This window comes from Gracilibacillus caseinilyticus (assembly GCF_022919115.1).
Classification (GTDB): Bacteria; Bacillota; Bacilli; order Bacillales; family Amphibacillaceae; genus Gracilibacillus; species Gracilibacillus caseinilyticus.
In genome coordinates this window covers 1,785,763-1,810,061 of sequence record NZ_CP095072.1, presented here as the reverse complement: position 1 = coordinate 1,810,061, position 24,299 = coordinate 1,785,763, and the positions used below count along the sequence as shown (strand labels likewise).

Sequence of the window (24,299 nt, the reverse complement as noted above, 5' to 3'; positions counted from 1 at the left end):
ACAGGCGGAGATTTTTTTATTTTGTAGAAAAGAGGTGATTCTCCTTGCCAGACATTCTTACTAGTTTAAGAGATCGTTTGGTTGTGGCAGATGGCGCGATCGGTACACTGCTCTATGCTCATGGTGTCGATCGATGCTTTGAATCGTACAACTTAAGTCATCCAGATGAAATCTTACGTGTGCATCAATCTTATCTTGATGCCGGCTCAGAGGTGATCCAAACCAATACGTATGGGGCCAATTATATTAAACTGACACGTTTCGGTTTGGAAGATCGTGTCCATCACATTAATTCCAAGGCGGTCAAAATCGCTAAGAGTGCAGCAGGCGATAAAGCAGCAGTCCTCGGTACGATGGGTGGTATACGAGGTGTACAAAAGTTAGTAGCTTCGCGGAAAGAAATAGTCCGCAGTTTCAAGGAACAGCTTTTCACACTTTTACTTGAAGGTGTTGATGGGATCCTACTCGAAACCTATTATGACTTCGAAGAAATCCAAGAGGCATTACAAATTGCCCGTGAAGAGACGAACATCCCAATCATTACGAACGTATCCATGCATGAACCGGGCGTTTTGGAAAATGGTATCAGTCTCCCCTATGCATTAGCTAAGTTGGAAGAATTAGGGGCAGATGTAGTCGGTGTCAATTGTCACCTAGGTCCGTATTACATGCTTAAAGCATTGGAATCTGTACCTTTATTAGAAAATGCATATTTAGCTGCTTATCCGAATGCCAGCCTGCCCGCCTACGATAACGGGAAATTAGTGTATAGCGAACGCACACAATATTTTGAACAGTGTGCCAAAGATTTCCGTGATCAAGGGGTCCGATTACTCGGTGGCTGTTGTGGTACTACACCAGAGCATATCCGTGCCTTTAAAGACGGCGTCAAAGATTTAACACCATTAAAAGAAAAAGAAGTCAAAACCATTACGTTCACACCTGAACAACAAGCAACACCGCCACAACGTGTTACTTTGGCCGATAAGGCCAGGCAGGAACATACAGTAATAGTCGAGCTTGATGCACCTAAACATTTAGATACGAATGACTTCATCGAAGGTGTCTTTGCCTTGGAAAAAGCCGGTGTTGACGCCATTACTTTAGCAGATAATTCGTTAGCTACACCAAGAATCAGTAATGTCGCTATGGCAGTCAAAATGAAAGAACTTGGTTGTAAAGTAAAACCTTTGATTCATTTAACTTGCCGGGACCGCAATTTAATTGGGTTGCAGTCACACTTATTAGGCATGCATACCTTAGGATTCGATGAAATTCTCGCTATTACTGGTGATCCGACACGCATTGGCGGATTCCCTGGCGCATCCTCTGTTTTCGATGTTACGTCTTTTGAATTAACAAGATTGATTAAACAGTGTAATCAAGGGTTATCTTTTTCAGGCAGCTCTTTGAAAACCAAAACCAATTTTCAAGTGGCTGCAGCATTTAATCCGAATGTTGCCAATCTTGAAAAAGCAGTAAAACGGATGGAAAAGAAAATTGAGCATGGTGCTGATTATTTTCTTACCCAGCCAATTTTTAATCATGAACAAATCATACAATTACACCGGTTAACCAAAAACATTGACAAACCGATATTCATCGGGATCATGCCACTTACCTCTCATCGCAACGCAGAATTTCTTCATAATGAAGTGCCGGGCATGAAGCTGTCTGACGAAGTACGTTCACGCATGCAGCAACATCAGAATCGTCATGACAGCCGCAGAGAAGGAATCAATATTGCCAAAGAATTAATTGATACTGCCATTCAATACTTTAATGGCATCTATATTGTTACACCGTTTATGCACTATCCGGCAACAGCCGAATTAACAGAATATGTACACCAGCAAACCAAAGCTGTTACAAAAATATAAAACAAAAAGGAGTTTTTTTAAATGACTACTATTTTAAGCGCAAATCTAGGGTATCCACGTATTGGTGAAAAAAGAGAATGGAAGAAAGCAATTGAAGCATTTTGGAAAGGCGACATCAACGAGGCGTCACTATTAAGCCAGACCAAACAATTAAGATTAGAAGCTTTAAAGAAACAGAAAGAACAAGGATTAGATCTTATTCCAGTAGCCGATTTTTCTTTCTATGACCATGTATTAGATACGGCGGTTGCGTTCAATATTATTCCAAAAAGATTCCAGCACCATGACCCATCCGCATTGTCTACTTATTTCGCTATTGCTCGTGGTGAAAAAGATGCAGTGGCTGCAGAAATGACCAAATGGTTTAACACCAACTATCATTACATCGTACCTGAACTGAAGGATACTGAACCAAAATTAATCGAAAATCGTGCCCTTCACTATTATCAAGAAGCGAAGCAAGAATTGGATATTGACGGAAAACCGGTAATCGTCGGTCCTGTAACATTCGTTAAATTAGCGAAAGGCTATCAGGAAGATGAATTAGAAAACTGGGTTAACAAATTATTACCTCTATATGAACAAGTACTTCAAGAATTAGCAGAGGCTGGTGCTACCTGGGTACAGATTGATGAGCCTGTATTAGGAACGAATCTTTCTGAGAAAGAAATCGAAATTGTTGAAAATGTTTATCAAACAATTGCCCAGAATGTCAATGGTATTCAAATCCTTCTGCAAACGTACTTTGAAACGGTTCAAAATTACAAGCGTGTTATTCAGCTTCCAGTAAGCGGTATTGGATTAGATTTTGTCCATGGTGATAATTTATCAATAATACAAAAATTCGGTTTCCCATCTGATAAAGTTTTAGGAGCAGGTATTATAAACGGCCGTAACGTATGGCGCGCGGACTTAGAAGAAAAATATCAACTGCTGGAAGAAATTAAACAGGCAGCATCGGTTGATACACTCATTGTGCAGCCTTCTTGTTCCTTATTACATGTACCGGTTACCAAACAGTTGGAAGAAAAGCTTGATAATGTGGTCAAAGGCGGATTGAGCTTTGCCGATGAAAAACTAACAGAGCTACATACGTTGACCACGGCTCTTCGTGATGGAAAAGAGACTGTTAAAGAAGCATTTCTTGCAAGTACACAGGCCATTGATGGATTAAACCAATCAGAATATCGTAACCAAACACCTGAAGCAGCAAGACAAGATGCGAAACGCGATTTACCTTTTACCGAAAGAAAAAAACGTCAGCAGGAAAAGCTCAACCTTCCTTTATTACCGACAACAACAATTGGAAGCCTGCCACAAACTGTTGAAGTGAAACGTACCAGAACGAAATGGCGCAAAGGTGAAATAACGAATGAGCAGTATGAACAATTTGTGGAAGCAGAAACGAAGAAATGGATTCAGATTCAAGAAGATTTAGATTTGGATGTGCTTGTCCATGGTGAATTCGAACGTACTGATATGGTCGAATACTTCGGTGAGAAGCTCAAAGGTTTTGCCGTTACCGAATTTGGCTGGGTACAATCCTATGGTTCCCGTTGTGTGAAGCCGCCACTACTTGCTGGTAATGTTGAATGGGAAAAGCCGATTACAGTGAAGGAAATTGCTTATGCCCAGTCCTTAACTGACAAACCTGTAAAAGGGATGCTGACTGGTCCTGTTACAATCCTTAACTGGTCTTTTGTTCATGAAGGGCTGCCTCGTTTCAATGTACAGGATCAAATTGCTTTAGCACTTGAAAAAGAAGTATTGGCGCTCGAAGAAGCAGGTGTTGGTATTATCCAGGTTGATGAACCTGCATTACGTGAAGGCTTGCCACTTGACCGCTTAAAATGGCCAGCTTATTTCGATGCAGCAGTAAATGCCTTTTTATTAGCAACATCGACGGTGAAGCCTGAAACACAAATTCATACACATATGTGCTATTCTGAATTCGGCGAAATCTATGAAGCCATCGATGGGTTAGATGCCGATGTAATTTCGATCGAAACATCTCGCAGTCACGGTGAAATGGTGGAAACATTCGAAACAAATGATTACAAGAAAGATATCGGACTCGGTGTCTATGACATCCACAGCCCTCGCGTTCCAACTTTGGAGGAGCTGGAAGCAAACATTAAACGTGCGCTGGAAACGATTGATGTAGAGCAATTCTGGATTAACCCGGACTGTGGTCTTAAAACCAGACAAGAGCCAGAAACGATCGCTGCTTTAGAAAAAATGGTAGAAGCTGCAAAACTGGCAAGAAAAGAATATGCTGCGATTAAGCAGAATTAATTAGCTTTTAACTAACATCGACATTCCGTTTGAGGGATGTCGATGTTTTGCTTCTTACAGATAAAGAATATAGCTGTCACTAATTCATGATGGACCTCCCTTTTCATTATGCTGCATAGGAGGATCCTATCATTTATAACGCTTCCTATAATACGGGTTATGTAAACTAACTGCTTAGTGGTAATTTTGAAATGATTCATGTGCTAGGAGATCGCTCCGGCCGGACGTGGAGCATATTTCCGGAGCTTTGCTACGCACTCAAGATATATCAAAATTACACTATGTCAGACAGTTCTACTTTACATAAATCTATAAGCACTCTTCTATCCTGTTAGCCATTGTCGCTATACTCACAAAAAAACTGCACCCACCTTTAATTGGATGCAGCCTTTGTGGTTATGATTTTTTTATTCGTTGGCGGATCATTAGTAAAAAGCCCAATGCAAACACGAATAATCCTGCCAGCATATAATTAAATATTGATGTTGCTGTATCTGGTAATGTGTTACCTGCATTTGAAACTGTTGAAGCATCATTATTATCTGTATTATCATCAGTACTGTCATTGCCACCATCGGTGTTGTTATTTTCTCCAGCAGGATCTGCTGGGTCTGCTGGATCTTCAGGGTTCACGGGTGACTCAGGGTCTGTGTCATCTCCCCCATCTGAAGAAGTATCTAGCATCACGGTAAAGGTGGAGAAATGATTGGTTGTTGCTGTCACCTTACCATTTTTATAAGAACCACCAATTACTTCCCATTCGCCTGTTTCGTCATTTAAGTAAAAGATTTTCATTGAATCAATGTCAGATACATCTTTCTCATTTACTTTTAACGAAAGCTCTACTCCGCCATAATCCGAAAAGTCATGGATCATTTTATTGCCTTCCATAATCGTAAAGTCATAAACGGTACTTAAAGCACCTTCGACCTCTTCCAGCTTTTCTATTTTGATGGTAACATTCTCGTCACCACTGAAAAGGCTAAGTGGGAAAGCCAGGGTAACATCGCTCTTCTCGATCCTCAATTCCGCTTGTTTTTCTTTCAGCATAGCTATTTGCTCTTTTGCAAACGAAACTTCCAGCGGTTTGCTTTCGTCTATATGTTCTTCTTCACTCAAGTCAATGATCACCGTTCCATGATTTGGCACATTATCGATGACCTCATTTTCAACAGTAGCATTATTATCCTCTATTTCTGGAACTATTACTACCGGCACTGTTGAAATACGGCCTTCTGATCCATAAACTAACGGATTTATCTCTGTCGTTTCTAAGGAAACAATATAATTCTCAAGTGCTTCGACATCAACTGGGCCCTCTTCTTGTTCAGAATCAATCGATGCGAAAACACCACTTTCAGCAAGATAATTATTAGTGGTCAATGTATAGACTTCATCAGGATCAACTGCCTCGCCATCTGGTAACGTAATCGAAACTACTTTTTGCTCGGCATGGTCATATTGATAATGGAAGCCTGATACGCTGTAGTCAGATCCATCTTCAGAGAGCTGGTCATTTAAAATCGATTCTAGCTCTGCCCCTGTTACCTCCATCTTCACTAATGTATTACCATGCTTCAAAATTTTGTCTAACGATTCAGCAGTGATGTCACCTTTAAGTAAGGTAGAGCTGATTCCTCCACCATTGGTGACAGCAAAATCAGTGTCCATTTCTGCTTTCATACTATCGGTAATCAAATTTCCTAAGCCATGATCCTTCCCATTTGTATAAGCCCCCATTAAATCCTGTGCATTATAGCCAATCACTTCGCCTTCTGTGTCAATATCCGGGATCTCATCCGTTTGAGCAATTCGACCTTCTGGACCAATCACTAACGGATTCGCCTGTGTTGTATCCAAATGCTTCAAATAATCTACCGCTGCATCGACATCGACAGGTCCCATTTGTACATTGGTACCTAAGTTTTTGATCGGTCCATCTTGTGTGCCAATATAATTGTTTGTTGCCAGTGTATAGGTTGCTTCCGGATCAATTGGTGTACCATCTGGGAGTGTAATATCGACTACATGCTGATAGTCGTAATTGTACGTATAGTGCAATCCAGATACACTGTAGTCCGAACCATAGCTTGACAAGTTGTTATTTAAAATCGGGATAAGGTCTTTCCCTTTAATATCAACTGACATCAGTGTATTGGCAAAAGGCAGAATATTAAACACTTCACCCCATGTGATAGGTCCAACATCTAAACTGTCACGAATACCACCACCATTATGCATGGCAAAATCAGCATCCATTGCCCACTTCATGCCATCTGCAATTAGATTTCCTAAACCATGGTCCCCGTCATTTGTATATTGACCCGTCAGTTCCTGGCCATTATAGCCAATTTCTTCATTAATAATTGTTTCCACTTCTGATTGATAACGATCCAATATATCTTTTACTGCCGGATCAGGCTGGTAGTCCTCTTGTTTTACAAAAACGACTTCTGCCTCCACCTCTTCAATATCTTTCGTTTCACGATCAATTTGAAGATCGACATCTGCAAAAGCTTTTCCATATTCTGATGCCTGAATGATCCATTTATTATCAACCACTCCATCCACGACTTGATGATTATGAGCAGCAAAGATAATATCAACCGCATCATTCACACCTTTTGCTAAATCAGCTGCTGCACCTGAAGCAGCTGCACCTGACTGTGTAGCCGACATGTGTGCTAATACAACAATGGATTCTACGCCTTGCTCCTGCAGTTCCTCAACTGCATCATTGACAGCTTCTGTTTCGTCGGTAAATGCTACATTCTCTAACGATGATGGCATTACCATATTCATCGTTTCCTGTGTGTTCACCCCAACAAAACCAATTTCTACACCATCTACTTCTTTAATGACATATGGCGGAAGGAATGTCTCACCTGTATCTTCCTCCATACAGTTGGCACAAATCATATCAAAATTCATACCACCGTATCCTTCTGTACCTAGACCTTCTGGATGGTCTCCACCGTCGATCATACGATTTAGCTCACCCAAGCCTTCATCATATTCATGATTCCCTAACGTACCAACGTCAAAGCCCATTTCGTTCATGATCTCTACTGTCGGCTCATCCTGTAATAACGCTGATACTGGCGAGCTTCCACCGATCATATCACCAGCATGGACAAGCAACGTGTTTTCATTTTCCTGTTCACGTTCCTTAATAGCGCTCGCCGTGTAATCCATACGACCATATATGGCATCACCGCCATCAAGATTCAGTGTGTATTCCTGATCGATTTTTCCATGTAGATCATTCATACTTAAAAGCTGAACTTCTAACATTTCACTATCAGGGTCTGTACCCCCGGCCGCTGTATATCCTTGTGCCTCCGCTTCCTGAGCACTTGCAAAGAATATTCTCTTTTCGACTGGTACTTCTTCATATTCGGTAGGTTCTACATATACCATCGTTTCCGAATTACCTACATAACGATGGAAATCGCCACCTTCTGTGATTGCACGGTATTCAAACGGAAGTTCTTTCAATGGATTTTCCGGATTCCAAATACCTAACTCATTATCGATTGCTGCTTCTACAGTATCCTGATAGGTCTGGTATACCTCTTCATCACCGACTGGCCATATAAAATAAGTGGTCGCCAATCCTTCTTCTACCATTTCCAGATTGGTATTGATCCCATCATTATTAATGACTTCTGCCAATAATCTGCCATATTGATCTGTCGCTTCTTCTCCAATTTTTAACGTGATTTGATCGCCTGGCTGCAATAATTCTGACAAACGATCCTTCGCAGCTTGTGCATGCTCTTTTTGATTCGCTTCATCGACTCCATTTGCTCCATCTACACTAAGTTCAGGTGTATCGATATTAATAAAACGGACGCGATCAGAGCCTAATACGCCTTCTTGCAATCGAATCGTGTCACCATCTGTTACATAATCAACTGTTGCGGTATATTCACCACTTGCATCAGGTCCTTCTGGCTGTCCTTCTGCCAATTGGACATCTGCTGCTTTTCGCGTGAATAATTGATAACTGTTATACTGGCTTAATACCGCCGTAATGTCATACCATTTTCCTTCTTCTAATGTACTTGGATCGATTGTGCCTTCCATGACACGTAATGTCGTGCTATTTAATGCACTATTAATTAAAGATATATTATATCCGCCACCAGCAGGGCTGTCCGGAATCGATTCTACATATCCTGTAACCTGAACGAGCTGACCCTCTAGCGGTTCTGCCACTTCTGCATTATTTAATTCTGCAATGGTGACAGCTGCAGGAGATGGCAGAGCTACTCCTTTAGCACTAACCTCGATCGCTTCATTGGAAGCAGGTACGATTTCTTTTAAGCCGTTATACTCAGCCAGTTCACCTGTAACCTTAATGTGATCTCCTTCTGTTAATTCTGTATAGCCTGTTCCATCTAAGCTAAATAAATTAATACCTGCTGTCTGATCTTGTATGTAATAGGATAATTGCGTACCATTAGGATTAGCTAAATTGCCAGAAGTAACGACACCTTCGATGGTTACCTCATTACCATTCGCTTGTTGACGTGCATCTGCGATAGAAACTACTTCGCCAGGTTCAGTTGGATCTCCTCCTGAAGAATCACCTTCTTCCCCATAGCTGCCTAGATAAGTCAACGTATCTTGCGGATATTCCGACCATTCTGATGCATCAAATCTTGGGTTCCCGGATAACACGGAAACATTACGGACTAAGGTGACATCTTTTGCATATTCTGTATCGTTACCAACCTCACCAATAACGTCAATTATTTCACTATTCTTCTTCAGGGTAATGGCATCATTTCCATTAAAATTACTAACATTGTGCAGGAGGTCTGCTACCGCTTTGATCTCAGCTGAAGCACTACTATTAGCAATCACATAGACATCACCATCACTTAACGTTCCGGATAATTGTAATATAGATTGAACAGATGTTTTCCCATTTGAATACAGTTCCAGGGTATATGAAGATAAATCTATTGCTTCACCTGTGGTATTGTAGAGCTCCAGTGCCTTATTATTACTGCTGCCTTCTATATATTCCGAGATGAATAAATCCTCTGTATTATTTTCTGCTGCATTCAGTTGTACGACTGGGACAAATGCGCTAGTCAATTGTGTAAAGAAAAGTAAACATACTAAAAATAAACTTGTGACCTTCCATTTTGACCGTAATTTCATTTCTTGCCCTCCTTTAATTTTTTACTACATATGTAGTGTAGCAGTCGAAAATTGGGGAAAATTAAACTAGCAGTAAAGATATTGTTAACTTTTGTAAACTCAATCATAAAATATTTTTCGTATTAATGTTGTATATCTTGTCAAAATCGCTTACAATAAAGTTAGTAAATTAATTTAATTAAGTCAACAAAATACACCAAAGGAGGTTACTGGATAGATGGAACTTTCTAACCTAGTAGCTAAATTTCAAGACGTTTTTCAAACTACAGAGCAACCTAGAACTTTCTTTGCCCCTGGAAGAATTAACCTAATTGGCGAGCATACCGATTACAATGGCGGACACGTATTTCCTGCAGCAATTTCTTTTGGAACTTATGCTGTAGCTGTTCCTCGTCAGGATCGTACTATACGCTTGTTCTCAGAAAATTTTGCTGACAAAGGTATCTTCGAGGTATCATTAGACGATCTAGCGTATAAAAAAGAAGATGACTGGACGAACTTTCCTAAGGGAATGATTCTCTATTTCCAAGAGGAAGGCTATCAGATTGACAAAGGATTTGACGTCCTTATCTATGGAAATATTCCAAATGGGGCTGGTCTCTCCTCCTCTGCTTCGATTGAACTGGTAACAGGCGTATTATTAGAAAACCTTTACCAACTGGACATTGACCGCATTCACATGGTGCAAATCGGGCAAAAAGTCGAGAATCAATACATCGGTGTTAACAGTGGTATCATGGATCAATTCGCAATTGGGATGGGCAAAAAAGATAACGCTATGTTATTAGATTGTGATACGCTACATTATGAATATGCACCGATTCAGTTAGAACAACACGACATTATTATTATCAATACGAACAAACGTCGTGAATTAGCAGACTCGAAATACAATGAACGCCGCAGTCAATGCGAGCAGGCTTTAGCAGATCTGCAAGCAAAACTGGATATTAAAAGCCTGGGTGAGTTAACACCTGAACAGTTTGAAGAAAATCGTGGCCTTATTAAGAGTGACATCAACCAAAAACGTGCTAAGCATGCCGTATACGAGAATGCAAGAACCATTAAAGCATTACAAAAGCTAAAAGAAGGCGATTTGGAAACATTCGGCCAACTCGTCAACCAATCACACATTTCATTACGTGATGATTATGAAGTAACAGGTGTGGAACTGGACACCATCGCTGACACCGCCTGGCAGCAAGAAGGTGTGCTCGGTGCTCGTATGACAGGCGCTGGCTTTGGCGGTTGTGCCATTGCCATTGTAGAAAAAACAGAAGTAGAACAAGTCAAAGCAGCGATCGACAAAGCTTATCAGGAAAAAGTAGGCTATGCGCCAATATTTTATGTAGCCGCTATTGGCGACGGTGCGAAAGAAATTTCATTATAAATAATAAGGGGGAGTTTGTGATGCGTATTTTAGTTTTAGGTGGAGCGGGATATATTGGTTCCCATGCTGTCTATCAATTAATGGATCAAGGATATGAGGTAGTGGTGATTGATAACTTGTTAACAGGACACGAAGGTGCCATTCATCCAGAAGCAACCTTCTATAACGGAGATATTCGTGATATCGATTTTCTTCGCGAAGTGTTCAGCCACGAGCAGATCGATGGCGTTCTTCACTTTGCGGCAAACTCATTAGTCGGGGAATCCATGGAAAATCCGCTTAAATATTTTGATAACAATGTGTACGGTACACAAGTCCTTTTGCAAGCTATGACCGAGTTTGACATTAAACATATCGTCTTCTCTTCGACAGCAGCAACTTACGGAGAGCCTGAACAAGTACCAATTACCGAAACGATGCCAACACAACCGACTAACACGTACGGTGAGACAAAGCTGACAATGGAAAAAATGATGAAATGGACCGAAGCGGCACACGGTACTCGATTTGTTTCGCTACGCTATTTTAATGTGGCGGGAGCTCGCAGCACAGGTGAAATTGGTGAAGATCACCGTCCGGAAACTCATCTGATTCCGATCGTCTTGCAAGTAGCGTTAAATCAACGTGAGCATATCTCGATATTTGGCGATGACTATAACACAGAAGATGGCACATGTATCCGCGATTATATTCATGTAGAGGATTTAATTGATGCCCATATTCTTGCATTAAAATACTTGAAAGAAGGTGGAGACAGTAACGTCTTCAACCTGGGAAGCAGCCAAGGCTTTTCAGTAAAAGAAATTATCGATGCCGCTCGTAAAGTAACGAATCATGAAATTCCTGCCGTCGTAGCACCAAGAAGAGCTGGTGATCCTAGTACGTTGATCGCTGCTTCGGACAAAGCAAAACGAATTCTCGGCTGGAATCCTAGGCGAACGGATATTGACCGCATTTTAACAGATGCTTGGAACTGGCATCAGGCAAACCCACATGGTTACAAGGAGGATTAAGGATGGCAGAGATTACAAATTTAGTAAACACCTTAGTAGACAAAGCCGTCGAAAAAGAACTAATTGAAGCAAGTGATCGAATCTACTCCCGTAATCAGGTACTAGGAATTTTAGAAGAAGTAGCTTATCAGGAGGATGCTCCAGCACTAGAGCTGGACATTCCTGACGTCTTGGAGAAGTTAGCGGATCTCGCAGTAGAAAAGCAATTAATCGAAGGATTACTGGATGAACGGGAGCAGCTTACAGCCAAAATAATGGATGCCTTCCTGTCGAAACCATCCGAAATTAATGCTGCTTTCTATCAGAAATATCAAGATTCAGCAGAAGCTGCTACCGATTATTTTTACCAACTAAGCAAAGACAGTAATTATATCCAAACAAAGCGAATTGCCCATAATATTCAGTTCAAAACGCCTTCCGCCTATGGAGAGTTAGATATCACAATAAACTTATCAAAGCCGGAAAAAGACCCAGAACAAATAAGACGCGAAAAAGAAATGAAACAGGATAGCGCCTATCCAAAATGTTTGCTTTGTGCAGAGAACGAAGGTTATGTCGGACGGATTGGTCACCCAGCCCGCTCGAACCACCGAATCATTGAAGTTCCGTTAGAAGATGAGTCCTGGTTCTTACAATATTCACCGTACGTTTATTACAATGAACACAGTATCATTTTTGCACGGGAACACCGACCAATGAAAATCGATTGGAATTCTTTCGCAAGGCTGACCGCTTTTGTGGAGAAGTTCCCACATTATTTCGTTGGTTCCAATGCTGACTTACCGATTGTTGGCGGCAGCATCCTGTCGCATGACCATTATCAGGGCGGACATTATACCTTTGCAATGACGGATGCAGAAGAAGAATTCGCCTTTGATTTGGGTGCTTTTTCCGATGTCAAAGCAGTTGTAGTGAAATGGCCATTATCGGTCATTCGCCTGCGTCACCAAGACCGCCACAAGTTAGTCGAGGCATCCGATTATATTTTACAAAAATGGCGTGACTATAGTGATCCGGATGCAGATATACTCGCATATACCGACACAACACCACATAATACGATTACGCCAATCGCTCGTAAGCGAAATGGACAATTTGAAATGGACCTTGTGCTTCGTAACAATCGCACCACTGACGAACATCCAATGGGTATTTTCCACCCACATGAAGACGTTCACCATATCAAAAAAGAAAACATCGGATTAATTGAGGTTATGGGACTTGCTGTATTACCTCCTCGTCTCAAAGATGAGTTAGAGATTATTAAACAACATCTGCTGGATGAAACGATAACGGTTGCAGACTATCATGCGAATTGGGTACAATCAATAAAGGATAGTTTTGAAAGCATTACCGAAGCAAACGTGGACAAAATCGTCGAGGATGAATTAGGAAAGAAATTTGCCCGAGTATTAGAAGATGCAGGTGTATACAAAACAGATACTGCAGGACGCACCGCATTCAAACGATTTCTGTCACATCTAAACGAAGCATAAGCAGTAGGAGGACCGGATAATGGAAGTAAAAACAGAAGTAATCGACGTACAAGATCAGCAATGGAAGGAATTTACGCTTGTCAATGATAACGGAATGGCTGTTTCCATTCTTAATTTTGGCGGAATTATTACAAAAATTCTTGCCCCTGACCGTGAAGGCAACCTGGAAAATGTCGTAATCGGCTTTGACAATTATACCGATTACCTTGAAAATCCAGGCTATTTCGGTGCATTAATTGGTCGTGTCGCTGGCCGAATTGAAAAAGCGCAATTCGAAATGAATGGCAAGACCTATACGTTACCTCAAAATGAAGGAGCACATCACCTTCATGGCGGTGAACCAGGTTTTCATAAATCAATCTGGACGACTACACCTTTCGAGAATAATGAAGAAGTTGGCTTAACCCTAACACTTCATAGTAAGGACGGCGAAAATGGCTACCCTGGAAACTTGGATATGAACGTTACCTATTCCTTAACAAATGAAAATGCCTTTACGATTACGTATGAAGGAATCTCTGATCACGATACAGTATTAACAACAACAAATCACAGTTACTTTAATTTAAGTGGTAATCTAAAATCCGATATTCAAGATCACGAGATAAGTTTGGATAGTAGTAGATTTGTAGAATTAGATGAGGAACTAATTCCAACTGGAAACATCCTTGATGTGGATGGATCTGTTTATGATTTCCGTGAGGGCCGTCCGATGAAAGACGGTGTCACTTCTGATTTCAAACAAAATCTCGTAGCCAATCACGGCTATGATCATTACTTCCTGTTCGATCAAGACAGCAGCGAAAATGCAGCAGTCATTGATCACAACAGCGGACGCCGGTTATCAGTTGTAACAGATCAACCGGGTGTGGTCATGTACACATCTAATAACCTTCCTGAAGGATTAGCACTACGTGAGCGCGAATCAGTAAGATACCTTGGTCTTTGCCTGGAAACACAAGCATCACCAGCTTCGATTCATCATGAAGGCTTCCCATCTGTTTGGCTAAACAAAGGGGAAAAATATTTCACGAAAACAACCTTCACTTTTGATACAATAGACTAAATATAGAAATTCCCGCTCCTCATTAGGAAGCGGGAATTTTTTTAGCTAAGTGGCCATGAAAAGTGGCCATTAAGTTGCTGAAAGTGGCCATAATAAACGGAAAAGTGGCCATTAAACGACCAAAAGTGACCATAAAACCGCGATAAGTGGCCTTAAAATTTATTCCAGCAATGTTTTTGCTAAAGAAGCTGCATCTTCCTCACTAGCATATGGCACCAGCCGCAGCGTAAATGAGAAGTCTTCTGGTCGTAACTGATACTGCTGTAACACATCAGGACCACAGCTCGCTGACCCTAATCCATGTTGTTTATAGTCAAGGTTGACGGTCAGTGCCTCCGCTTCTGTTAAATCATACGTATGACGCGCCTGATCGATATTTTCCATATCATAGCATTGCACGCTGAAATCAAAGACAGGTTCACCAATGACGAGCAATCCTGTTGCTTGTTCAGCAGATAAGCTCATCCATTTCACCTGATGGCGATTACCATTCTCTTGTGGCACGGCGTAATTGGTAAACAAGTCATTCACTGTGCTTGACCACACGCCTTGACGAGAAGCCTCTTTACTATCGACATAAGCTTCGCCTGGCCCCCCACCATTCCAACTTACCTGCTGAAAGTCTGTTGGTACTTTCATTTGCAAACCGATTCTCGGAATTGTTTCCGGCACCTCTCCGTTAAAGGAACCTTGGACGTTCACCCTAATATCACCGCTTGCGAAAATGTGATAGGTGTACGTCGTATCAATGGACCACGCCAATTTTGGAGGAGCACTCCGGACAGTCGCCTTTACTTCCACTTTCTTACCGTCTTCGCTCATTTGATAGTCAAACTGATCAAGGCGATGCTGCAACCAATGTAAGCCGAATTGTTTCCAGTAGCTCATGTTGCTCACCGGTTTCCACTGATTGGTTTCATATACGTCGTTATCAATTAAAGCTCGCCATACATTTAAATTCGGTGCGCGTGACAGCAAGCTCTCTCCTTGCACGTCCCACTGCGCAAGCTCTCCTTTTATTTTATTGAAGGCAATCGAAAAGGCTGCAGAATTAATCTGCAATTGCTCTCGATGCTCCATTACCGATAAATGACCATGCTGCATTCGAATCAATGGTGTTTGCTTCGCTGTGGCAGACACTGCAAATTGTGACCATGCGATCTCATAACCTGCTTTTGCCCAATCAAAATCCTTCGTCAGCACACATTTAACATGCAGCCAGACATCCTCAGCAAGTGACTGCGTTTCAAGTGGTAATTCAATTCGTTTCGTTTCAAAGGGCTTTACGTCCTCTAACAACACAGCTCCACTTTCGATCATCTTGCCATCCAGCTCAAGCGTCCAAATCAGTTGTAAATGACCAAGGCTAATAAAATCATAGCGATTCGTTACGTTTACCGTTTTCTCTCCCCAATTAAAACTTTCTATTTTTACAGGCTCAAGCACCTTTTTGTACTCAGCAAGTGCTGGTGATGGTGTATGATCAGACATGACTAATCCATCCATGACAAAGTTGGAATCATTCGGCTGATCACAAAAATCGCCACCATAGGCAAAATATTCCGTACCTTCTCCAGTTGTTCTCCTAATTCCATGATCCATCCATTCCCAGACAAAACCACCCTGCAATCTCGGATAGCGATAGAACGTTTCCCAATATTCCTTTAGCGCACCAGGACTGTTCCCCATCGCATGCGCATATTCACAGAGAATATGAGGGGTTTTTAAGAAATCCTTCGTGCCCAGATTTTCTAATACATCGATATCTGTATACATTGTTGTAAACATATCAGAAGAAATGGGATCAGCAGACGGATCTTTGGCGCTCGCATTCATGATCGTGCGGCATTCTCCTTCATAATGCACGAGACGAGAAGGATCACGTTCTTTCGTCCACTGATACATGGCGTCATGGTTTTGCCCGTAACCAGATTCATTTCCTAATGACCACATAATAATCGATGGTTCATTTTTATCTCGTTCCACCATCCGTATCATTCGATCGAGATAGGCCTCCTGCCATTCCTTATCATCACTGATCATATGCGGCTTACCGATGTACTCAAAACCGTGACATTCTAAGTCCGCTTCATCGATGACATACAGCCCATATTCATTACACAGCTTATAAAAACGAGGATCATTCGGATAATGCGCCGTTCTAACAGCATTAATATTGTGGCGCTTCATCAGCTTCACGTCCTCGATCATCCATTCTAACGGCACTGCTTTACCGAGGTCTGGATGATGATCATGGCGGTTGACACCTTTTAATTTGATCGCTTTTCCATTTACGAGCATCAGACCATTATTCAATTCAATGAAGCGGAAACCGACTTGTGCTGGAATCACTTCCACCACCTGGTTATCGTGCTTTAAGGAAATGAGCAATTGATATAATGCTGGACTTTCCGCGCTCCATTTCGTCGGATTTTTCACTTCTACTGATGTAACCGTTGTTCTGCCAGCCAACGCTGTCTCCCATTCCTTCAACAACACATCTTGTGAATCGAATAATTGGAATTGAAGCTGGTAATCACTACCCGGATCGATATTGAGCACTGTTTCTACTTGTAACGTAGCATCCTGATAATCTTCGTCCAGTAAAGTTCGGACAAAAAAGTCTTCCACGTGACAAGTTGGACGTGTTAGTAAATACACATCACGGAAAATACCACTCAGCCACCACATATCCTGGTCTTCAATATAACTGGCGTCTGACCATTGATACACTTTCACGGTAAGCTCATTTTCTCCTGGTTGTACATAATCGGATATTGCAAATTCACTCGGGATACGACTGCCTTGACTATATCCTACTTCCGCACCGTTGATCAGAAGATGAAAAGCACTGTCGACTCCTTCAAAACGAAGGTACACTTGTTTTTCTTCCCACTCAGAATCAATGTAAAAAGTTCGCCGATAAACACCTGTAGGATTTTCTGTCGGTATATGTGGCGGATCAATCGGAAATGGATATTGTTTATTCGTATAGTGTGGAATACCATAGCCATGCATTTGCCAATTCGATGGCACGTACAAGTCATCCCAATCACTGACATCGCACTGAGCTACGTCGTCCGGCACATGCTGATCTGTCGGAAAATACGCAAATTTCCACTTGCCATTCAACAGTTGAAAACGATCTGAATCAGAACGCACATCGTTTTTTGCCGTCTGCTGATCTGCATATGGAATATAATGTGCTCTTGCCTTTGTTCTGTTCCGTTCCAATACAGATAATGTTTGCCAATCCTTTGTCATGTTTGTCATTCCCTCACTTATAGATGATGTTCAAAAAATCACCAAATGATAAGCAGCGAATCTCTTCGTTGGCTTGTTTCTCCGTTACTCACGTATGGAAATACAAACGCTCCGTTACTCGATCCTTCGCCGCCTCGACCTTCTTGCTTCTCATTCGGCAACTTTTTGAATACGCACTTACAGTTTTGCTGTAAATTGTTGTGCTCTTGCTGTTAATGCCTGAAGATCCGCTGCTGAATAGCTGTCCTGTCCACGTACTAACGCACTGCCAAGCCCTGCTGCTTTGGCACCTACTTTAAAGTAATCCGAGATATTATCGAGATTAACACCACCTGTTGGCATTAACGGAATATGAGGCATCGGTCCTTTAATGTCTTTCAAATAGGTTGGACCTAAAATGGTAGCAGGAAATACTTTAATCAAATCCCCGCCATTTTCATAAGCTGTTAGTATTTCAGTGGGGGTCATCGCCCCTGGAATGCTGACCACACCATACCTTTTGGTTAGCTTAATCGTATCGATGTCTACCGTTGGCGAAAAGATAAACTGTGAACCTGCCATGATAGCAGCACGTGCTGTCTCCGCGTCCAATACCGTTCCAGCACCGACAATCATTTCATCATGGAATTCTGTTCTTACCTTTTCAATTATCTCCAATACTTTCGGCGTATCTGCGGTAATTTCCAACGTTCTGATACCGCCTTCATACAAAGCCTTCGTAACATCCATAACATCCTTAGGTGCAACACCGCGGATGATCGCCACTAATTTATGCTGATAAATGTTTTGCAAGGTTTCCATTTTTGTTTCCCTCCTTACCGATTAACATCCTCTTTGTCTTTTTTCATAAAATGGGCGATTTCCTCTACATCTGGCAACCCTTCGACATCTCCATTGACCATCGTCACCATCGCTCCGGTCGCGTTGCCTCTGGCGATTGCTCGCTTTAGAGGCATGCTTTCCAATAAACCAGAAAGTACTCCTGCCGCAAAGCCGTCTCCTGCCCCAATTGGGTCAACCACTCGATCCACCGGATAACTCGGGACAAATCCACTCTCTTTTTCAGAAAAATAATGAGCCCCCTTGCTTCCTTCTTTCAAAATAACGGTAGAGGCACCATTCTCGATAAACAGTCTGCCGTATTCGGCCAATTCCTGTTCGCCAAAAAGGTATTTCGCTTCACTTATACCCGGCAAAACAACATCCGCTAGAGCCGACAGCTGTAAGAGTACTTCTTTCGCTTTTTCTTTGGATGGCCATAATTTCTCTCGAATGTTCGGGTCAAACACAATCGTCACCTGATGTTTTTTAGCATATTGTATCGCTTGTAATACCGCCTGATGACAGCTCTCGCTTAAGGCTGACGTGATCCCTGTAAGGTGAAGGTATTTCGCATTCGCAATATAGTCTTCCTTAATATTGTCGGGTGCTATTCTGCTCGCTGCCGATCCCGCACGATAATAGTAGACCCTGACATCATTCTCTGTTCGCAGCTCTTTAAAATATAGACCAGTTTGTGCCCGGTCATCCGTTGTTACAGAAGAGACATCGACCCCTTCTCCGCGAACGAAGGAGAGAAGTGCTTTGCCCAACTCATCATCGCCAACCTTGCTGATCCATCCAGCATTGAACCCCAACCGTTCTAATCCAATCGCTACATTCGTTTCTGCTCCGGCGAACTTCCGGGAAAAGTAGGACGAATAGCGCATCTTCCCTTGCGTTTCTGGAGTGAACAGGGCCATCGTTTCACCTATTGTTACGACATCCATCATACGACCTCCTTACCATTCTGCTACGGTTCCATCCTGATGACGCCATACTGGATTACGCCATTTATGTCCCGTTTTCGCTAATTCTTTTACCTTTTCTTCGTTTATTTCAATTCCTAACCCTGGTCCTTGCGGAATCTTCACGTGTCCATCTTGATAATGGAAAACAGAGTGATCAGTTATATAATCTAGCAGATCATTTCCTTTATTATAGTGAATGCCTAGGCTTTGCTCCTGAATAAAAGCGTTATGAGCCGTTGCATCCATCTGTAAGCAGGCAGCAAGTGCAATTGGACCTAATGGACAGTGTGGTGCAACCGCGACATCATAAGCTTCCGCCATCGAGGCAATCTTCTTCACTTCCGTAATACCACCAGCATGTGATAGATCAGGTTGAATAATATCGGCATAACCTGCTTCAAATAACGGTTTAAAATCCCAGCGTGAATACATCCGTTCGCCAGTCGCAATCGGAATGCAAGTATGCTTGGATATTTCGGCTAACGCTTCATTATTTTCCGGCAAAACAGGCTCCTCTATAAACATGGGACGAAATACTTCTAATTCTTTGGCAAGTATTTTGGCCATCGGTTTGTGAACCCTTCCATGAAAATCAATGCCAATACCGATGTATGGTCCAACCGCTTCCCGGACAGAAGCAATTCTTTCGACCACATGATCAATTTTTTCATAACTGTCTACGTATTGCAGTTCTTCTGTACCGTTCATTTTTACTGCTGTAAAGCCGGCATCGACTACTTTTTTAGCAGCCTCTCCAACATCACTTGGCCTGTCACCGCCAATCCAGGAATACACACGAATGGATTCCCGACAAGCACCACCTAAAAGCTGATAAACAGGAGCATTGAAATATTTACCCTTTATATCCCATAAAGCCTGATCCAATCCGGCAATCGCACTCATCAATATTGGACCACCACGGTAGAACCCGGCACGATACATCACATTCCAGTGGTCTTCAATGTTCAGTGGATCTTTTCCAATTAAAAATTCTGACAGCTCTTGTACCGCCGTTTCGACAGTAGCTGCTTTCCCTTCTACGACTGGCTCTCCCCAGCCAGTAATTCCTTCGTCGGTTTCTACTTTTACAAAGCACCATCTTGGCGGTACGATAAATGTTTCAATATTGGTAATCTTCATTTGGTCACCTTCTCCTTTATTTGTTAAGATAGCCTAACTTAGCAGATATATCGTGACTTTCTTTCATAATCGCTCTCGTTAAATCGCCTTCTACCCGCTCCTTTGTCATTCTTTCGATTGGACCAGCAATGCTGATTGCCGCAATTACATGACCATCATGATCAAAAATAGGCGCTGCAATACAACGGATTCCATCCTCATGCTCCTGTTCGTCAATCGCATAACCTTGTTTTTCGATAGTCAATAACGCTTGCTCCAGCTCTTCCTTCGTTGTAATCGTTGTATCTGTAAACGAGGGTAACCCCTTTTCCTTCATTAATTGATCAATGGCTTGCTCGCTAAATCCTGATAACAATGCCTTCCCCACCCCGGTACAGTGCATCATCGCCCTTTTGCCAATTTGCGAATACATTCTGAGTGTTTGTTCACCTTCAACTTTATCGATGTAAACGACTTCATTCTTATCATGAATGCATAAGTGAACAACCTCACCGGCGTACTTTGCAAGTCGTTGTAACGCATCTTTAGCGATGGTCCGAATATCTAAATTATTTAACAGTGAACTTGCTAATACCAGGCATTGAACGCCTAGCTGATAGTAACCTGTATTGGTATCCTTTTGGACATACCCTCTTGCTACTAATGTACCCAACAGACGATGGACAGTGCTTTTTGCCAAATCCATTTCTTTCGATAAGGCAGTGATACTAACCCCGTCCGGATGCTGTGCGACAATTTCCAATATCGAAAAAGTACGCTCGACTGATTGAACTTGTGCCATCACTCAACCTCCCATGTTCCACAATTCGGAACGTTATTTTATATTATGGAATAATTTTATTGTAGCGAGAAATCTGGTTAACGTCAATTGATTTTCGTAATCGTTTGCAGTTTTGTTAAAATGGATAAAGTGAGACTTCAATCAGTGGGGGTTTTTAACCCCCACTGATTGCTAGCGAAACTTATCAGGAAGTTATCGGCCGTTTATCCCCCACTTAACTTCTTATTTATCTCTCGAATCTTGAAGTGGGGATATTACGGACGGTTAGCGCCGTGACAAACCGAAATAACCATATTATGTCTATAAATCTGATAGAATATAATGCGAAGAACGATGGTTGAATTGCACAAGAAGTGGAGGTATTACGATGAGTGATCAACCTTTTTCAGAAAAGCACTATGAGGTTCAAAAGATTGTCAGAAGAACATTTATATTATGTTTGTCTATTTATTTCTTTTATTTTTTGATCAGAGATGATTGGTTTCATATTGATCACTTTCTGTATTTCATTATTTTAGCGATAGCACTAACAACAATTATCTGGTTTTCTATGAAAATAGATCAATGGTTAGACGACATTCGCTTTCACATCCCGATTCGCGTAATTGCGAGCGTACTTATTCTTTTCTTTTTTATGTATCAGTTATTTACTCCTTACTTTTATTCTGATCAGAAATTAGTACATATTGGAAAGGATGTGCTGGAATCCTATTATGCTCTTACTGAGGAAGAAGATTTCAAGGCACTTGCTGACGCCGTACTGAATGAAGAGATCGTGTTCTCGTCGATAGAGCAAGAGCTTTATCCTGAAGGAAAACTGATAGATATCAATGTGGATGAGGTCAGTCGTTCTCTCTACCTGTTTGACCTCACATCTGAGGTGGAGAAGGAAACAGATGGTACCAGGGAACAGCATACGTACCGCTTTACTTTTGCTAAAGAATACGGTGATTTCAAACTAAAAGCTTATGTTCAGTTAGACTAACATCTCGTTGAAGAGCAAAGCATCTCACGTACTGCTTTGCTCTCTCTTCCAAATATTCGCGATACACTCGGTCCGCTTCAGCTTCGTTCGGTGCTACCCGGCTTATTTGTTCATGTATCGCATTTAATATATACAATCCTCTAAACAGACAACCGACTATAATCCCAAACGCAATCAACCCACCAAAAACTGGACCCAGCATTAAAAGAAGATAGCCCAGTATCGCGCTCGATATGATAGCTATTATATAGATACATTTTATTTCTCCTTTATATAATCGATTTTTCATTACTTCTATTTTTCAAAAGCATGACAAGCATGTTTGCTCCATATGTCTATGTTTAATACACACTCAAACAAGGAATGGTTAAATAGATAAGAACGGAAAGGATGAAATCTGATGATTGAAATTGCAAATATTGAAAACAGCTCAATTGTAGAAATTAGCGCAAGTGGAAAATTAAAAAAGGAAGACATTCAGCAAGTCGACGATTTCTTTGACAACAAAGTAAGTGACTTAGAAAAAGTGAATGTGCTGCTCCTGTTAGAAAATTGGGAAGGGTTAACCTTTAAAGCACTAATAGAAGATTTCAAAATGATTAAGCACTGGAAAAGCTTCCATAAAACTGCCTTTGTTGCGGATAGTAAATATCTGAAAGAAGATTCTAAGTTAGAAAGTCTCTTTCCAAGTACGAAGATTGAGTATTTTAACTTGGACCAAAAAGAGATGGCGAAAATGTGGTTAGAAGAATGGGCTTGTCAAGAAAAGTGTGTAAGTCATTCCAAATACTTTAATACACGATCCTTGAGGTGGTCATGAATTAATAACTGGTTCATCACCATGGCCCATTGCTGAATATGGCCACCTTCCCATTTATTTTCAAGTTCTTTTGTTCGTAAATATAAGACTTTTAATAGGGCATTCTCGTGTGGGAATGCTCCTTTTTGGGTAACTTTACGATAGCTGGAGTGAACACTTTCTACGGCATTTGTTGTATACATGATTTTGCGAATCGCACTACCGTAATCAAAAAGCTGTTCCACATGAGAAAAATGACGTTTCCACACATCAATGGCTCCAGGATAAGAAGACCATTGTTGTTGAAAGGTTTCAAAGGCGCTGCGACAAGCTTTTAGACTAGATGCTCCATATACTTTTCGTAAAGCAGCTGTGAAAGGTTTATAGTCTTTACTTGGTACATATTTAAGTGAATTTCGAATAAGGTGAACGATACAACGTTGGACTGTTAATGCCGGGAATATGGCACGAGCACCTTCTTCTAAGCCACTCACGCCATCGATAGATAGAAAGAAAATATCTTCTACCCCTCTTGTTTTAATCTCATCAAAGATTTGCATCCATTTATGCTTACTTTCGGTTTCATTAAGCCATAAGCCAAGTATCTCCTTTTTGCCTTCCATGGTGTAGCCTAACATCGTATAAACCGCATATTTCTTCGTTTCATAGTCATTGCGAATAGTGGCATAAAGGCAGTCTACAAAAACAAAAGGATAACACGGTTGTAAGGGTCTGGTTTGCCATTCTTCTAATTCTGTTAACACGTGATCCGTAATGTTAGACACCATTTCATGAGACACAGAAAACCCGTAAATATCTTCAATAGTCGAAGAGATATCTCTTTGAGACATACCACGGGCGTACATGGAAATTACTTTGTTTTCAATAGCTGAGACATCTCGTTGGCGTTTGGGAATGACTTGTGGTTCGAAGGAGCCGTCACGATCTCTTGGCACTTCTAGTTCCACTTCTCCAGTTGATGTTTTGACCGTTTTCTTTCCGTATCCATTACGTCGGTTTTCCGTATTTTTTTGGCCCTTTTCATTGGAGGAGTATCCTAGGTGATGGTCCATTTCGCCTTTTAGCATCGTCTCAAACATTGGTCCGAAAATGTCTTTTAATGCATTTTGCATGTCTTCTACTGTTTCAGGTTGATACTGTTCGATAATCTTGTTCGCTAAATCTACGGAGTTAGGATCTCTTTTTGGTTTCCCCATTTCAAACA

15 protein-coding genes are annotated in these 24,299 nt (G+C 41.4%); 8 read left to right on the top strand and 7 right to left on the bottom strand.

The genetic code is table 11. From position 1 onward, the window contains the following. Window positions 1-44 precede the first annotated feature (44 nt). Both MUN88_RS08635 and metE read left to right on the top strand, forming a co-directional pair. Complete coding sequence (locus MUN88_RS08635) at window positions 45-1,880, top strand: bifunctional homocysteine S-methyltransferase/methylenetetrahydrofolate reductase (protein WP_244723349.1); 1,836 nt, start codon at window positions 45-47, stop codon at window positions 1,878-1,880. A 21-nt stretch (window positions 1,881-1,901) separates the two neighbouring features. Next, window positions 1,902-4,175, top strand: a complete 2,274-nt coding sequence (gene metE, locus MUN88_RS08630; protein ID WP_244723346.1) for a 5-methyltetrahydropteroyltriglutamate--homocysteine S-methyltransferase — start codon at window positions 1,902-1,904, stop codon at window positions 4,173-4,175. A 396-nt stretch (window positions 4,176-4,571) separates the two neighbouring features. On the opposite strand, the gene MUN88_RS08625 is transcribed toward metE, so the two are convergent. Beyond that, on the bottom strand, window positions 4,572-9,350 hold the full coding sequence (locus tag MUN88_RS08625; RefSeq protein WP_244723343.1) for a 5'-nucleotidase C-terminal domain-containing protein: 4,779 nt from the start codon (window positions 9,348-9,350) through the stop codon (window positions 4,572-4,574). A gap of 217 nt (window positions 9,351-9,567) precedes the next feature. Here MUN88_RS08625 and MUN88_RS08620 point away from each other — a divergent pair, with 217 nt between their 5' ends. Genes MUN88_RS08620 through MUN88_RS08605 form a run of 4 tightly spaced genes read left to right on the top strand, consistent with a single transcriptional unit; the run spans window position 9,568 to window position 14,315 of the window. Then, complete coding sequence (locus MUN88_RS08620) at window positions 9,568-10,740, top strand: galactokinase (protein WP_244723340.1); 1,173 nt, start codon at window positions 9,568-9,570, stop codon at window positions 10,738-10,740. Between the two features lie 20 nt (window positions 10,741-10,760). Next, on the top strand, window positions 10,761-11,753 hold the full coding sequence (galE, locus tag MUN88_RS08615; protein ID WP_244723337.1) for a UDP-glucose 4-epimerase GalE: 993 nt from the start codon (window positions 10,761-10,763) through the stop codon (window positions 11,751-11,753). Between the two features lie 2 nt (window positions 11,754-11,755). Next, window positions 11,756-13,249, top strand: coding sequence for a UDP-glucose--hexose-1-phosphate uridylyltransferase (gene galT / locus MUN88_RS08610; RefSeq protein WP_244723334.1), 1,494 nt, complete (start codon window positions 11,756-11,758; stop codon window positions 13,247-13,249). A gap of 19 nt (window positions 13,250-13,268) precedes the next feature. Further along, complete coding sequence (locus MUN88_RS08605) at window positions 13,269-14,315, top strand: aldose epimerase family protein (protein ID WP_244723333.1); 1,047 nt, start codon at window positions 13,269-13,271, stop codon at window positions 14,313-14,315. Window positions 14,316-14,474: 159 nt separating this feature from the next. On the opposite strand, the gene lacZ is transcribed toward MUN88_RS08605, so the two are convergent. From lacZ to MUN88_RS08580, 5 genes are all read right to left on the bottom strand, one after another. Beyond that, entirely contained in the window at window positions 14,475-17,579 is a 3,105-nt protein-coding gene (lacZ, locus tag MUN88_RS08600) for a beta-galactosidase, LacZ type (RefSeq protein WP_244723332.1), read from the bottom strand. A gap of 177 nt (window positions 17,580-17,756) precedes the next feature. Next, a complete protein-coding gene (locus MUN88_RS08595) occupies window positions 17,757-18,380 on the bottom strand; it encodes a bifunctional 4-hydroxy-2-oxoglutarate aldolase/2-dehydro-3-deoxy-phosphogluconate aldolase (protein WP_244723331.1) in 624 nt (207 codons plus the stop codon). Window positions 18,381-18,394: 14 nt separating this feature from the next. After that, window positions 18,395-19,348: a sugar kinase gene (locus tag MUN88_RS08590; protein ID WP_244724416.1), complete on the bottom strand. Its 954-nt coding sequence runs from the start codon at window positions 19,346-19,348 to the stop codon at window positions 18,395-18,397. Window positions 19,349-19,360: 12 nt separating this feature from the next. Continuing rightward, complete coding sequence (dgoD, locus tag MUN88_RS08585; RefSeq protein WP_244723330.1) at window positions 19,361-20,509, bottom strand: galactonate dehydratase; 1,149 nt, start codon at window positions 20,507-20,509, stop codon at window positions 19,361-19,363. A gap of 16 nt (window positions 20,510-20,525) precedes the next feature. Continuing rightward, window positions 20,526-21,290, bottom strand: a complete 765-nt coding sequence (locus MUN88_RS08580) for an IclR family transcriptional regulator (protein ID WP_244723329.1) — start codon at window positions 21,288-21,290, stop codon at window positions 20,526-20,528. A 367-nt stretch (window positions 21,291-21,657) separates the two neighbouring features. Between MUN88_RS08580 and MUN88_RS08575 the strand changes: the two genes are divergently transcribed. Together MUN88_RS08575 and MUN88_RS08570 are read left to right on the top strand one after the other, a co-directional pair. Continuing rightward, on the top strand, window positions 21,658-22,275 hold the full coding sequence (locus MUN88_RS08575) for a hypothetical protein (RefSeq protein ID WP_244723328.1): 618 nt from the start codon (window positions 21,658-21,660) through the stop codon (window positions 22,273-22,275). Between the two features lie 400 nt (window positions 22,276-22,675). Then, a complete protein-coding gene (locus MUN88_RS08570) occupies window positions 22,676-23,095 on the top strand; it encodes a SpoIIAA family protein (protein ID WP_244723327.1) in 420 nt (139 codons plus the stop codon). On the opposite strand, the gene MUN88_RS08565 is transcribed toward MUN88_RS08570, so the two are convergent. Continuing rightward, entirely contained in the window at window positions 23,053-24,291 is a 1,239-nt protein-coding gene (locus MUN88_RS08565; RefSeq protein WP_369809927.1) for an IS256 family transposase, read from the bottom strand. The genes MUN88_RS08570 and MUN88_RS08565 overlap by 43 nt on opposite strands. Between the last annotated feature and the right edge of the window lie 8 nt (window positions 24,292-24,299).